Source organism: Kangiella sp. TOML190, assembly GCF_023706045.1.
Taxonomy (GTDB): Bacteria; Pseudomonadota; Gammaproteobacteria; order Enterobacterales; family Kangiellaceae; genus Kangiella.
Genome location: NZ_BQYL01000001.1, coordinates 1,221,957 through 1,235,594, shown reverse-complemented (window position 1 = coordinate 1,235,594; position 13,638 = coordinate 1,221,957). Strand labels below are relative to the sequence as shown.

At 44.6% G+C, this 13,638-nt stretch carries 18 protein-coding genes; 6 read left to right on the top strand and 12 right to left on the bottom strand.

What is annotated here, in order from left to right:
* The first annotated feature begins 6 nt into the window (after positions 1-6).
* Together ispA and dxs are read left to right on the top strand one after the other, a co-directional pair.
* On the top strand, positions 7-933 hold the full coding sequence (gene ispA, locus NFS34_RS06045; protein WP_251359041.1) for a (2E,6E)-farnesyl diphosphate synthase: 927 nt from the start codon (positions 7-9) through the stop codon (positions 931-933).
* A gap of 27 nt (positions 934-960) precedes the next feature.
* The gene (gene dxs, locus NFS34_RS06040; RefSeq protein WP_251359040.1) at positions 961-2,802 is read left to right on the top strand and encodes a 1-deoxy-D-xylulose-5-phosphate synthase; all 1,842 of its coding nucleotides are present in this window, start codon (positions 961-963) and stop codon (positions 2,800-2,802) included.
* Here the strand turns inward: dxs and NFS34_RS06035 are convergent.
* From NFS34_RS06035 to NFS34_RS05985, 11 genes are all read right to left on the bottom strand, one after another.
* On the bottom strand, positions 2,792-3,265 hold the full coding sequence (locus tag NFS34_RS06035; RefSeq protein ID WP_251359039.1) for a phosphatidylglycerophosphatase A: 474 nt from the start codon (positions 3,263-3,265) through the stop codon (positions 2,792-2,794). The two genes, dxs and NFS34_RS06035, sit on opposite strands and share 11 nt — an antisense overlap.
* A gap of 3 nt (positions 3,266-3,268) precedes the next feature.
* Complete coding sequence (gene thiL, locus NFS34_RS06030; protein ID WP_251359038.1) at positions 3,269-4,228, bottom strand: thiamine-phosphate kinase; 960 nt, start codon at positions 4,226-4,228, stop codon at positions 3,269-3,271.
* 14 nt (positions 4,229-4,242) lie between these two features.
* Entirely contained in the window at positions 4,243-4,665 is a 423-nt protein-coding gene (gene nusB, locus NFS34_RS06025; protein ID WP_251359037.1) for a transcription antitermination factor NusB, read from the bottom strand.
* An 11-nt stretch (positions 4,666-4,676) separates the two neighbouring features.
* Positions 4,677-5,153 carry a 6,7-dimethyl-8-ribityllumazine synthase gene (ribH, locus tag NFS34_RS06020; protein WP_251359036.1) on the bottom strand — a complete coding sequence of 159 codons (477 nt, stop codon included), beginning with the start codon at positions 5,151-5,153 and terminating at the stop codon, positions 4,677-4,679.
* A 30-nt stretch (positions 5,154-5,183) separates the two neighbouring features.
* Complete coding sequence (gene ribBA, locus NFS34_RS06015) at positions 5,184-6,296, bottom strand: bifunctional 3,4-dihydroxy-2-butanone-4-phosphate synthase/GTP cyclohydrolase II (RefSeq protein ID WP_251359035.1); 1,113 nt, start codon at positions 6,294-6,296, stop codon at positions 5,184-5,186.
* Between the two features lie 20 nt (positions 6,297-6,316).
* A complete protein-coding gene (locus NFS34_RS06010) occupies positions 6,317-6,940 on the bottom strand; it encodes a riboflavin synthase (protein ID WP_251359034.1) in 624 nt (207 codons plus the stop codon).
* 11 nt (positions 6,941-6,951) lie between these two features.
* The gene (gene ribD, locus NFS34_RS06005; RefSeq protein ID WP_251359033.1) at positions 6,952-8,067 is read right to left on the bottom strand and encodes a bifunctional diaminohydroxyphosphoribosylaminopyrimidine deaminase/5-amino-6-(5-phosphoribosylamino)uracil reductase RibD; all 1,116 of its coding nucleotides are present in this window, start codon (positions 8,065-8,067) and stop codon (positions 6,952-6,954) included.
* Between the two features lie 20 nt (positions 8,068-8,087).
* Entirely contained in the window at positions 8,088-8,405 is a 318-nt protein-coding gene (locus tag NFS34_RS06000) for a hypothetical protein (RefSeq protein WP_251359032.1), read from the bottom strand.
* Between the two features lie 13 nt (positions 8,406-8,418).
* A complete protein-coding gene (nrdR, locus tag NFS34_RS05995; protein WP_251359031.1) occupies positions 8,419-8,874 on the bottom strand; it encodes a transcriptional regulator NrdR in 456 nt (151 codons plus the stop codon).
* A gap of 37 nt (positions 8,875-8,911) precedes the next feature.
* The gene (gene glyA, locus NFS34_RS05990) at positions 8,912-10,165 is read right to left on the bottom strand and encodes a serine hydroxymethyltransferase (protein WP_251359030.1); all 1,254 of its coding nucleotides are present in this window, start codon (positions 10,163-10,165) and stop codon (positions 8,912-8,914) included.
* Positions 10,166-10,299: 134 nt separating this feature from the next.
* On the bottom strand, positions 10,300-10,905 hold the full coding sequence (locus tag NFS34_RS05985) for a transglycosylase SLT domain-containing protein (RefSeq protein ID WP_285834449.1): 606 nt from the start codon (positions 10,903-10,905) through the stop codon (positions 10,300-10,302).
* A 118-nt stretch (positions 10,906-11,023) separates the two neighbouring features.
* Between NFS34_RS05985 and NFS34_RS05980 the strand changes: the two genes are divergently transcribed.
* The 4 genes from NFS34_RS05980 to NFS34_RS05965 all read left to right on the top strand — a co-directional run bounded on the left by NFS34_RS05980 (position 11,024) and on the right by NFS34_RS05965 (position 13,135).
* The gene (locus tag NFS34_RS05980) at positions 11,024-11,575 is read left to right on the top strand and encodes a response regulator (protein ID WP_251359029.1); all 552 of its coding nucleotides are present in this window, start codon (positions 11,024-11,026) and stop codon (positions 11,573-11,575) included.
* A gap of 203 nt (positions 11,576-11,778) precedes the next feature.
* Positions 11,779-12,216: a YkvA family protein gene (locus NFS34_RS05975; protein ID WP_251359028.1), complete on the top strand. Its 438-nt coding sequence runs from the start codon at positions 11,779-11,781 to the stop codon at positions 12,214-12,216.
* Positions 12,217-12,238: 22 nt separating this feature from the next.
* Positions 12,239-12,868 (top strand): methyltransferase, encoded by a 630-nt coding sequence (locus NFS34_RS05970; RefSeq protein ID WP_251359027.1) that lies wholly within the window; start codon positions 12,239-12,241, stop codon positions 12,866-12,868.
* A 129-nt stretch (positions 12,869-12,997) separates the two neighbouring features.
* Positions 12,998-13,135, top strand: a complete 138-nt coding sequence (locus NFS34_RS05965) for a DUF3149 domain-containing protein (protein WP_251359026.1) — start codon at positions 12,998-13,000, stop codon at positions 13,133-13,135.
* Between the two features lie 71 nt (positions 13,136-13,206).
* On the opposite strand, the gene rplQ is transcribed toward NFS34_RS05965, so the two are convergent.
* Positions 13,207-13,605: a 50S ribosomal protein L17 gene (gene rplQ, locus NFS34_RS05960; protein ID WP_251359025.1), complete on the bottom strand. Its 399-nt coding sequence runs from the start codon at positions 13,603-13,605 to the stop codon at positions 13,207-13,209.
* Positions 13,606-13,638: the final 33 nt, after the last annotated feature.

Genomic DNA, 13,638 nt, shown 5'->3' with positions numbered 1-13,638 from the left:
TTATCCATGCAAAACGCCATTCCTTCATCACAACCAATCGTCTCAAGCCTATCGCAAGAGATAGCATTGTGGCAAAAACACATCGCCAATCAGCTCAATTCACAATTGCCTGCAGCCGATCTAGAACCGCAAAGCTTGCACCGCGCGATGCGCTATGCGGCTCTTAATGGCGGTAAACGTATTCGTCCTATTCTAGTCTATTTAACCGGACAAGCTTTTGGCGCCAGCGTTAAAGATTTAGACTCAGCCGCTTTAGCAGTAGAGCTGATTCACTGCTACTCATTAGTACATGATGATTTGCCAGCCATGGATGATGATGATTTACGCCGTGGCAAGCCCACTTGTCACATCCAATTCGATCAAGCCACCGCAATTTTAGCGGGTGATGCGCTGCACACTCAGGCCTTCGAAGAGTTGTCCTCAGCCAATTTTAGTGAAAAAGCTGAGCCGCAACAGCTAGCCATGCTAAGTCTATTAGCAAAAGCCAGTGGCTCGCTGGGCATGGGCGGCGGGCAAGCGATCGATCTCGCCTCGACCAACCAAGCCATTAGTCTTGAAACGCTAGAAAATATGCACCGCATGAAAACCGGTGCTTTGATTAAAGCCAGCGTTTTATTGGGTGCTATGTGCGCTGGCAAAATTGCGCCAAGCGAACATCAATTACTAAGCGATTATGCCGAGGCAATAGGTTTAGCTTTTCAGGTGCAAGACGATATTTTGGACATTGAATCGGATACCGAAACTTTGGGCAAGCCGCAAGGTTCGGATCAAGAAAAAGCCAAAAATACCTATCCGGCGTTGCTGGGACTGAAAGGTTCCAAGCAAAAATTGGACGATTTATTGCAATTGGCGCTACACGCCTTAGAAAAGTTGCCGTACAATACCGCCACCTTGGCACAATTGGCGCAATTTATTACCCAACGGCGCCATTAACAGATTTTAAGCTTTCCGACAGCGACCATGAGCGAATCAACTTATCCTATTTTGCAGAATATTGACTCTCCAATCGAGTTACGAGAATTGGACAAGGATCAGTTGCTACCGCTTGCCGACGAGCTACGCCAATACCTAATCGATACTATCAGCTCTTGTGGCGGCCACTTTGCCGCTGGACTTGGCACGGTGGAGCTCACCGTAGCGCTGCACTATATTTTTGATACTCCCGAGGATCGCATCGTTTGGGATGTTGGCCACCAAGCCTATCCGCACAAGGTGCTAACGGGTCGTCGTGAACAGCTTGCTACCATTCGCCAAACGGATGGTTTGCACCCTTTTCCAGTGCGCACCGAATCGGAATACGATACCTTTGCAGTTGGTCATTCCAGCACCTCAATCAGCGCCGCGCTGGGCATGGCGCTCGCCGCCAAACAGCAAGGAATTGATCGCCATTGTATTGCGGTGATTGGTGACGGCGCTTTAACCGGCGGTATGGCGTTTGAAGCCATGAACCACGCTGCTGATACTGACGCTAACGTATTGGTGATCTTAAATGACAATGAAATGTCGATCTCGGAAAACGTGGGTGGCTTGAATAAATACCTAGCTAAATTATTGGCTGGACGCTTTTATCAAAGGGTTCGCGAGACTGGCAAAAAAGCCCTACATGGCATGAAACCCCTATCGGATTTTGTCGGCCGCGCCGAAGAGCATATGAAAGGAATGCTTTTACCTGGCACCTTATTTGAAGAGCTTGGTTTTCATTACAGCGGCCCCATTGACGGTCATGACTTGCCTACCCTGCTATCGACTTTAGAAACCATTAAGCAGCTTGATGGCCCCCAGTTTTTGCACATAGTCACGCGCAAAGGTAAAGGCTATGAACCGGCGGAAAATGATCCCATCGCTTATCATGGAGTACCGATTTTCGATCCAAAAGACTCCAACCTACCCAAAGGCAAAAAGCCTAAAACCTATTCCAACGTTTTCGGCGATTTTTTATGCGATATGGCGGCGCAAGATGAACGCCTAGTTGGGATCACTCCAGCAATGCGTGAAGGCTCGGATATGATTCGTTTTTCAAAAGAGTTTCCAGAGCGCTACTATGATGTGGGGATTGCCGAGCAACACGCAGTGACCGTTTCAGCCGGACTGGCCTGCGAAGGACTAAAACCCGTTTGTGCCATCTATTCGACTTTCTTACAGCGCGGCTATGATCAGCTCATCCACGATGTAGCATTGCAAAATCTGGACGTATTATTTGCCATTGATCGAGCCGGTTTAGTCGGTGGCGACGGGGCTACTCATAATGGCGCTTTCGATATTAGCTATCTTCGTTGTATCCCTAATATGGTGATTATGACACCTTCTGATGAAAACGAATGTCGTCAATGCCTTTACACCGGCTATACCTATCAAGGACCTGCTGCGGTGCGTTATCCGCGCGGAATGGGTACTGGAGTTGAACCCGAAAAGGCCTTTACCCCGTTTGAAATTGGTCGGGGTGAGATCAAAAGAAGTGGCGACAAGGTGGCAATCTTGGCCTTTGGCTCCATGCTTAAATTAGCGCTTGAAGTTGCAGAAGAAATTGACGCGACAGTAGCCGATATGCGCTTTGTAAAACCACTAGATGAAGCTTTGATCCAACAGCTTGCCGCGGCTCATGAACAATTAATTACGCTTGAAGAAAACGCCGTAATGGGCGGCGCGGGAAGTGCGGTTAATGAATTTTTGCTCGCCAATAACATTCACACAAGCATTCAAAATTTTGGATTACCGGATCGCTTTATTGAACATGGCGATACCAAAGACTTGCTTAAGCGCGTGGGTTTAACTAAAGCTCAAATTATTGCTGCTATCCAATAAATCGATAAAAGACTTGCAAAATAATTGCGGCAAAGACAGCAGCAATCAGATCGTCAATCATTATCCCAAAACCGCCATGGACTTTTTTATCCAGCCATTTAATCGGCCAAGGTTTGATAATATCAAAGAATCGAAAGAGCGCGAACCCTGCCAAAGCCCAATACCAAGTTAAAGGTAGCGCTATCATGGTGACCAAGTAGCCGCAGATTTCATCCCAGACAATGCCGCCATGATCGTGAACGCCAAGCTTTTTTGAACTGGCGCCGCACAACCAAATGCCAAAAACCGTCAAGGCTAGAGTTACCAGCAGGTAATGTTGCAGGCTTAAAAAGCTTAAGCCCAACCAGATAGGAATGGCGACTAAAGTTCCCCAAGTTCCTGGCGCTTTTGGTAATAGTCCGCTACCAAAGCCAAAGGCAAGCAAGTGAACCGGATCGGTTAATATGGTTTTGTTAAAAGACATGGCTTAAGCATCCCGATTAAAGTGTTGCCACGAATTTTCGGTAATCGGATAGGGCTCACCGTTAAGCAAGACATTTAAGCCTTGTGCACAAATAATGCCAACTCGAGTAACTTGAGTTTGTGTTTTCTGAGTTTGGGTTAGAATTTTTGCTCGGTGCTTTTTATTGGCTGTAAAGCATAACTGGTAGTCGTCACCGCCAGCCAAAGCCGACTGCCGCGCCGCTTCCAAACTTAGATGATTAATAAGACTTTCTGACAAAGGTAAAGCCTCAACATCAATCGAGGCGCCCACTTTACTTTGTACTAAAATATGGCCTAAATCTGCAAGCAACCCATCGGATACGTCGATAGCGGCAGTAGCAAACTTGGCCAACTTTCTCGCAAAGCTAGCCGCAAGTTGTGGTCGGGTTAACGCCAACCAAAGCTGCTGTTCATCAGCATTAAGTTGAGCTTTTTTATGCAGTTTTAATGCCGCTCTCGCAGCTCCTAGATTGCCCGTTACCCAAATATCATCCGCTATTTGAGCTTGGCTACGGCTTACAGCACGGCCCTTTTTGACCAAACCCAAGACGCTGATAGTAATGCTTAAGGCACCGCGAGTGGTATCGCCACCTATGAGATTAATCCGGTAGTGCTTAGCTTGGGCTTGCAACTCTTGGCTAAAGGCTTTAAGCCAATCAGGATCTATTTCAGGCAAACTCATGGCTAAAGTGAAGGCCAGCGGTTTAGCGCCCATCGCCAGCAAGTCGCTAACATTAGCGGCTAAAGCTTTATAAGCAATCTGTTGCGGACTAGCATCGGCAAAAAAATGCACTCCAGAGACTAGGGTATCGGTAGAAGTGACCAGTTGACGATTGTTAGGGATATCCAATACTGCACAGTCATCGCCAATCGACTGGATAATGGATTTTGATAACTTTTGTTCAAAGTTAAAAAATTTTTGGATAACCTCAAACTCAGTCATGATTTAGCAAACTATTATTCGTGAGGACGTAAATCTTTACTGATTTTATCCAAAACGCCATTCACGAATTTATGACCATCGGTGGCGCCAAAGGTTTTGGCAAGCTCGATCCCTTCGTTAATCACGACTTTTTTCGGAATATCGATGCGGTTTTTAAGCTCAAAAGCCGACAAGCGGACAATCGCACGCTCAATCGGATCAATATCTTCGATATCGCGCTCTAAAGCAGGCTCTAGTTTTTGATCCACCGTATCCAGATCCGTTAAAACTCCCATAAACAATTCTTGGAAATATTCCGTATCCACTTTTTTACTGTTCATAGTAGTTAAATATTGCGCTTCAATCTCATTAAGAGGATTGCCCGTCATTTGCCATTGATAAATGGCCTGCACTGCGTACTCGCGCGCTTTGCGTCTTGCTGCCGGTTTAAAACTCATGCTGGGAACCTCTAACTGTGTAAAACTTGTTTTAAATTAATCATTTCCACTGCTGTCGCCGCTGCTTCGCCACCCTTATTCATTTTGGCTGGGTTAGCTCTTTCTTCAGCTTGCGCTTCAGTATTGGTGGTTAAGATACCAAAAATAATCGGGATCTGCTCATCAAGAGAAACCCGCATCAAACCTGCACTCGACTCAGCCGAGACAAAATCAAAATGCGGCGTATCGCCTTTTATGACCACGCCAATCGCAATAATTGCATCGAAGTTACCACTTTTCGCTGCCTGTTGCGCAGCAAAGGGTAATTCATAAGCACCAGCCACATTAAAAGTTTCTAAGGCATCATTGGGCACTGATAATTCCGAGAGTTTTTCCCGCGCCCCCTCAATCATCATTTCGATCAATGGTTCATTAAAGCGAGCGTGCACTATGGCAATTCGACCGCCTTGGTACTGGGTTGCTGAAAAGTCGAGTTTAAAGTTACTCATCCTATTTATCCTACTAATATTATTGCTGGCTTATTCAGAAATATTTTCGATAATCTCTAGGCCGTATCCGGCAAGCCCCGTATATTTCGAACCGAAACTCAACAAGCGCATTTTATGCACACCTAAGTCCGCCAAAATTTGCGAGCCAATGCCAACGGTTCTTTTTTTCTGCCGCTGCTGCCCTTGTGTTAAATCTTGCCCTTTATCTTCTTGCTCGAATTTGCGAATTTTCTGCAACAATTCTTCGTTAGATTCTTTGTTGGCAAGCACCACCACCACGCCCTCGCCTTCTGCTGCAATTCGCTCAATCGCATTAGCTAAAGTCCAACTGGATTTATTGCCACGCTGCGCTTCAAGCAAATCACCTAAACTGTTAGCCAAATGCACCCGCACTAACGCTGAATCTTTTTGCTGCGGCTGGCCTTTGACCAAGGCGAAGTGAATTTGTTGGTCAATTGAATCTTGGTAAGTATGTAACCGAAAATCGCCATGCTCGGTCGGCCAATGGCATTCTGAGACTTTTGCTACCGACTTTTCCTTAGTTGAGCGGTATTCAATCAAGTCAGCAATAGTGCCAATTTTTAAATCATGCTTTTGAGCAAATACTTCCAGATCAGGACGGCGCGCCATGGTGCCATCTTCATTTAAAATTTCCACAATCACCGCGGCTGGCTCAAAACCGGCTAAACGTGCCAAATCGCAACTGGCTTCGGTATGCCCTGCTCGATTTAACACCCCGCCAGGCTGCGCCATAATTGGAAAAATATGTCCTGGTTGCACTATATCCGCCGGTTTTGCATCTTTAGCTACAGCGGCCAAAATAGTACGCGCTCTATCTGCAGCAGAAATACCGGTAGTGACACCTTCGGCGGCTTCGATGGAAACGGTAAAGTTGGTGCTAAATTTGGCGCCATTTTGATTCGACATCAAAGGCAAATTCAATTGCTCACAGCGTGCCTCGGTCATCGGCATACAGACCAAACCACGAGCGTGGCTGACCATAAAATTAATGTCTTCAGGACGCACTTGCGAAGCAGCCATCACCAGATCGCCTTCATTTTCGCGATCTTCATCGTCCATCAAAACCACCATTTTGCCCTGACGGATATCTTCAATTATGTCTTCAATGCTATTTAACTTCATACTTTAGCCTAACATTCAGCCTAATTTTCGGCTTGCTTTTCTGCGGTCATTAGCCGCTCTAAATAACGCGCCACCAAGTCGATTTCCAAATTGACTTGAGTGCCTGCTTGATAAGAATCAGCAATAGTTTCCTGCAAGGTATGCGGCACTAAATTCAAATAAAAACCATCCGCCACTAAATCGTTTACTGTCAAACTGATCCCATCCACGGTTATCGAGCCTTTAATGGCAATAAATTTCAAAACTTCTTGCGGCGCCTTTATATGATATTGGATGGAGCGAGCGGCGTCTTGGATGCTAGCCACTTCACCAATCGCATCCACATGACCGGAAACCATATGGCCGCCAAATCGAGTGGTTGGTAACATTGCTTTTTCAAAATTCACCGGCTGTCCAACTTGATAATCTTTAAAGCGGGTTACGCGAATGGTTTCCACTGACGCGTCCGCCTTAAAACCATCCTCAAGCTTTTCAATAACGGTTAAGCAAACACCATTACAAGCAATACTGTCGCCCAGCTGCACATCTGACAAGCCCAATTTACCCGTATTGAATTGGTAAATAGCATCGCCTTTATCGTCATCGATCGCTTTCGGCTCTATGGCGACAATGCGGCCGGTGGCTTCAATAATTCCTGTAAACATCTAGTTCTTCACTACCGTTTTTTTACTAGGTTATAGGTCAGTTTCAAATCTTCGCCAATCACACGAGTATCCTCTAATTGCAAGGCTATAGATTGGGCCATTTGAGTAAAAGGCAAGTTCAGCATGGATTGCGCTGTCGCCCCCATCAACTTTGGTGCCATATACACCACCAGTTCATCTGCCAGTTGCTGCTTGATAAAAGCAGCAGCCAAACCAGAACCTGCCTCGACCAAAACTTGGTTGATACCCTTATCCGCTAGACGCAATAACAACTCGTATAAATCTACTTTGCCATCGGCAGTCGGCTCAAAAACTTCTTGGTTGACGCCGGCAGGATATTCTTTATTTTGCCATTGTGTAGTCGCCAGCCAAGCTTCGCCTTCTAGCTGAAAAATTTTAGCATCAGCATCCACCAAACCTTGCGAGTCAATCACCACTCGTAACGGCTGCGCAAAGTACTCATTACTTAAAAACTCTGGATCGCGCACATTCATCGATGGGTTATCCGCAATCACGCTAGCAGAGCCGGTAATGATTGCACAAGATTCTGCGCGCAATCGCTGCACATCAGCTCTCGCCGCTTGACCAGTGATCCACTGACTTTCACCTGAGGCCATGGCAATTTTTCCATCGAGACTGGTGGCCATCTTAATGGTGACTTTAGGCAACCCATGGATCATGCGCTTGACAAAGCCTACATTTAGTTGCTGTGCAGCTGCTTCCAGCAAACCGACCTCAACCTCGACTCCGGCTTTTTGTAATAGCTCAATCCCCTGACCAGACACCAAAGGATTAGGATCTTGCATCGCGCACACTACTCGAGTGATACCCGCTTGAACTAATGCTAAAGCGCAAGGCGGTCTTTTACCAAAATGGCAGCAAGGCTCCAGCGTGACATAAGCAGTCGTGCCACTTAAGTCCTGCTGAGCGCTGTTGCTTGCATTGCTGATAGCATTAACTTCCGCATGATTTAAGCCCGCTTTTTGATGCCAACCTTCTGCTAGAACTTCAGAATCTTTGGCTATCACGCAGCCCACTCGCGGATTAGCGCGAGTGGTAAACCAACCTTTTTCAGCTAGTTTGATGGCGCGCGCCATATAAAGCGCATCTTGCGAAGTAATGTTCACTTGAAAATTATGGCTTTCTGTTATTTTGGTAGTGATACATAAATATAGCGAATAGGCTGACTGATATTAGGGTCACAATCGCCTTGATAATTAACTATCACTTCTTGTTTCTGTGCAGACATAGATAATAATAGCGCATACCAGTTTTTCCCGGTTTGATTATCAGTATTAAAGTAATAGTATTTGCTACCAGACTTACAAGAATCATCATGTAAGTTGAAAAAAATTTTTCCGTCATCTCCAGTAGGGTAAATCCGCTTCACTTTACCCTGAGCAGTTCCTCCTTCAACTAACATCGAAAAAGAAATCATTAAAACTAATAATATTATTTTATACATATCATCCTCCCTTTTATTTATCGCTTTCCAATTTGTCGATTTCTTCGCGGAAAGCTTGTACGTCTTTAAAATCTCGATAAACCGAAGCAAAGCGCACATAAGCGACCTTATCTAAACCTTTTAGCGCCGCCATTACCTGCTCGCCGACTACGTTCGAGTCCACCTCTCGCTCGCCAGTGGCGCGCAAAAAAGACAAGATTTTATTAATCGCCGCCTCTAGTGCCTCGACACTGACTGGGCGTTTTTCTACGGCTTTGGTTAAGCCAGCACGCAGCTTATCTTCATTAAAGGGTTCGCGAGTGCCATCAGATTTAACCACTTTAGGCATCACCAACTCTGCAGTTTCAAAGGTAGTATAGCGCTCGCCACAAGACAAACACTCGCGACGGCGACGCACCTGCGAACCATCGGCTACCAGGCGCGAATCAATCACCTTGGTGTCGTTATTTGAACAGAATGGGCAGTGCATAGTCGCTCCTTAAAACCATCGCTTCCGAAAACAAGCCTTACGCTTTGTAAACTGGAAAACGCGCCGTTAATTGCAAGACTTTCGTTTTCACCGTTTCAATCGTGTCTTGATTTTCAATGTCATCTAAAATATCACAAATCCAGCCAGCCAACTCAGTTACTTCGGCTTCTTTAAAACCGCGTGTGGTCACCGCAGGGGTACCCATGCGCAAACCGGAAGTGACAAAAGGTGAGCGCGGTTCATTCGGCACCGTATTTTTATTAACCGTAATATTGGCTGCGCCTAAGGCTGCTTCTGCATCTTTACCGGTAATATCCTTATCGATTAAGTCAATCAAGAACAAGTGGTTATCGGTACCGCCCGAAACAATTTTAAAGCCTCGCTCCATTAACACCTCCGTCATGGCTTTGGCATTGGCTTTGACTTGTTTTTGGCTAGCTTTAAACTCATCGCTTAGCGCTTCTTTAAAAGCCACTGCTTTGGCAGCGATGATGTGCATCAAAGGGCCGCCCTGACCACCGGGGAAAACCGCTGAGTTTAATTTTTTCTCTAACTCTGGATTGGCCTTGGCCAAAATAATACCACCACGAGGACCCGCTAAGGTTTTATGAGTGGTCGAGGTTACCACATCCGCATAAGGCACTGGATTGGGGTATTCGCCCGCTGCGATCAAACCCGCCACATGCGCCATATCGACGAATAAATAGGCACCAACTTTATCGGCGATTTCACGAAACTTAGCCCAATCAACCACTCGGGAATAAGCAGAGAAGCCGGCAATAATCATTTTCGGCTTATGCTCAAGCGCCAAGGCTTCCACATTGGCCATATCGATATAGCCATTTTCGTCAACGCCATACTCAACCGAATTATAGATCTTGCCTGAAAAATTGACTTTTGAACCGTGAGTTAGGTGGCCGCCATCGGATAAGCTCATACCCAAAACCGTATCACCAGGCTTCAATAAGGCCATATAAACCGCGGCATTGGCTTGCGAGCCGGAGTGCGGCTGGACATTGGCATAGTCAGCACCAAACAATGTTTTTAAACGTTCGATCGCTAATTTTTCCGCCACATCCACGTATTCACAACCGCCGTAATAGCGCTTATCAGGATAGCCTTCGGCGTATTTGTTGGTTAACACCGAGCCTTGCGCCTGCATCACCCGCATGCTGGTGTAATTTTCCGAAGCGATAAGCTCGATATGCTCTTCTTGCCGTTGTTGCTCAGCTTCCATCGAAGCCATCAATTCTGGATCAAAGTCTTTTAGTGGAGTAGTGTTTCCCAACATAGCAAAGCCTCAAAATATTTGGTTAAGCGTAAAATTTTAGTGGCGTCATTTTAACCGATCAGAAGGTGAAATGCGCGGCTATTCTTGATAAAAATAACGCCTTAACTGGTAGTAAAATCGGCAGGTCTTAACCGTTAAAACCATCCTCGGTTGGATTCCAGTTCACGGCGACACTGCTTGTATTGATTGGAAAAACTTAACGAGCGAGCTTTGACCTTGTCGGCGACTTTAAGCAGCCAAGCTTTATTGTTATAAGTTTTACGTTTATAGCCACCCCAACCTTCGTGATAGGCCAAGTATTGGGCTCTGGCGTCCCATTTGGAAATGCCAAGCTTGCGGTGACTGGTGGCGGTATACCAGCCAATAAAATCGATAGCATCATCAAAATCATCGCGATCAGCGCCACTATTACCGGTAGCCCTAATGTATGTATCCCAAGTGGATTCTAAGGCTTGGGCATAGCCGTAAGCATTCGATGGGCGCGGGCCAGGAATAAAGCCGAGATACCATTTGCGAGGCGGCTGGGCATCGTGTTGAAATTTAGATTCTTGGTGCATAATAGCCAGTTGCACATGGATCGGTGTTCCCCATTTATCTTGCGAATCAATTGCTGCCTCGTACCAGTCCTCATCGGCTAATACGCTACACAAATTATTGACATTGCTGGGTTTAAAAGTTGCACAAGAAGTAAGCAATAACAGGGTGACAAATGTCAGTATTTTTGACGGTTTAGAGCACAAGTAAGTATTTCCTCACATTTTTTAACACAATTTACAAAATTTCCAAAAAAGTAATCCGACAAGCCAGTCGTTCGATGGTAAAGTATAGCCTATTCCTATAAGTAACATACTGTAATTTATGAAGAAATTACTTTTGCTAGACGATGATAAAAAATACCTAGCAGAAACGGTGAAAGAATTAAAACTTGCGGGCTGTGACATTACCTATCTCAACTCAGGTTCGCAGGCGCTCGAATTTGTGGAGCAACACAAATCGGAACTCGGCATGATCATCATCGCTTTGAATAATGCCTTGGGCTATCCCACTGTGCGCAAAGTCAAACGAGCGGTTCAAAACACCATCGACATTTGTATCTATTCCGATAGCGGCAGCACTTCGTTACGTGAGTGGGTTTATCGCCAACAAATTAATGCTTTTTTTACGGCTCCTTTTGAGAAGGATGATTTGATTGACGATTGCAAACGAATCATCCTGAAAAAGAACATTCACTTTAGCCATAAACAACTTTTAGGATTAACGGAGGTGTTAGCCAAATACACCGATAGCGCTGACAATTTGGTGCAAAAACACGCGGCTAATTCTAACTCGATCCAAGAGTTGCAACATAAGTTAGCACGCTCTTTAACCAACTTCGAGCACCAAAAAAACTTTTTAACCGAAGTCCAATAAGAACTGAATTACAGGCTCAATCAAACCAATTAAAAACTCGGGCAGAATAAGTGTATAGACCTTATCAGTCTTAATGCGTAATTCGCAGCAGGGGCATTTTGCACTTGCTCGATACTCAATATTTAAAGCACAACCTTGTATTCATTTGAAATTAATCTTGATAAGCCCCATCATAGTATTGAGATACAATTTTTGGAGTAGCCATGAGTTCTGAGCCGCCGGTTCTCACTAAGACTAAAGATGACAAAGCTAAAGAGCTTGATGCTTTTGAAATAAGCAACCAAGACTATAAAAAACATTATTCCGATGAATCTTTTTGGCAGAAAACAAAGCAATTTGCCATCAAAATTGGCAAAGAAGCCATGGAGAAGTCCCTGATCATGTATTACTGCATGAAAGATCCGGACACTCCAGCAAAGCATAAAAGCATCATTTTAAGCGCGCTTGGCTATTTTATTCTGCCAGTAGATTTAATACCCGATATTTTGCCGGGGGGTTGGATGGATGATTTAGGTGCCTTGGCATTAGCCTTCTCAACCGTGACCAGTTCTATTAAAGAAGAGCATTTAACATTAGCCCAACAAAAACTTGATAAGTTTTTCAAAAAAAATCATGATCAAGTAACTGAAACTAAAAAATAACCACAATTAGCAACCCACTAAGATGCCGCAAACTGCTGAAACCGAATCCAAACTAATACAAGCTTACGGTATTTTCCTTTTTGAAAACGACCACCCCACGGTAAAAGAGTTAGAAGAAGCTTATGTGCCCAGTGTGCATGGCCATAAAACCTGGGATTCCAGTTTTTTAATTATGGATTATTTGCTGCACAAGCACTTACTCAAGCCAAAAAAGAAAGTGATGGAATTGGGCTGCGGCTGGGGGCCAGCCAGTGTTTTTTGTGCTGAAAATAGCGGCGCTAAAGTTACTGGTGTCGATTTGGATGAAGATGTGTTTCCCTTTTTTCAAGCACAGGCCGAAATCAATCGCGTTAAGGTCAAAACCTTAAGAAAATCTTTTCAACAATTAAAAAAAGCAGAGTTTGCTAAATTCGATCTAGTGTTTGGCGCAGATATTTGCTTCTGGGACTCGCTCACGCCAATTCATTTCAAACTGATCAAGCGCGCCTTAAAAGCTGGTGTTAAAGATATTATTTTTGCCGATCCTGGCCGTTCGCCATTTTATGAGTTAGTAGAACTGTGCCAGAAGCATTTTCAGGCAGAATACCTCGACTGGTATTCCGTAGAACCAGAAAAGTTTGAAGGCTACATTCTGCACATTAAAAATAGTTAACACTAATTTGCGCTGCCAATAGCTTCTATTTATAGCTATAGCATACGACAAAGCCTCTATTTGTTGATCTAAATCAAAATCCTTTACTGCTGATTTGCTAGAGTATTAGCATTACTTTAGGAGGTCTTGATGGAATTAATTAAAGAATTATTCTCCAGCCCATTCGGTATTTTAAGCGCCTTGGTCATTCTTTTCATGTTTGGTATGGCCATCTTTTTTATTATTTTGTTTATTAAAAAATCTGGGAAACAATCAAAACCAAAATAAACTCAGCAAATTAACAAACAAAAAACCGGCAAAAGCCGGTTTTTTAAGAACTTCGAGAAAAAGTCAGAAAATTACTCTTCTACTGCTTCTTCTTCAAAATCTTCTTCAACTACTGGACGATCAACTAACTCGACGTAAGCCATTGGAGCATTGTCACCTGGACGGTTACCACACTTCAAAATACGCAAATAACCACCCGGACGCTCTTGGTAACGAGGACCAAGCTCTGCAAACAATTTAGCTACAGCTGCATTGTCACGAATACGAGCAAAAGCTAAACGACGGTTAGCAACCGTGTCTTTTTTTGCTAAGGTGATTAGTGGCTCAGCAACACGACGCAATTCTTTTGCTTTTGGCAAAGTAGTGCGAATAAGTTCATGTTCGATTAATGACGCAGTCATGTTTTTGAACATAGCCTTACGGTGTGAGCTGTTACGATTTAATTGACGACCTGATTTACGATGACGCATATTGAGTTCCTCACTCTATTTAATCTCAGCCTG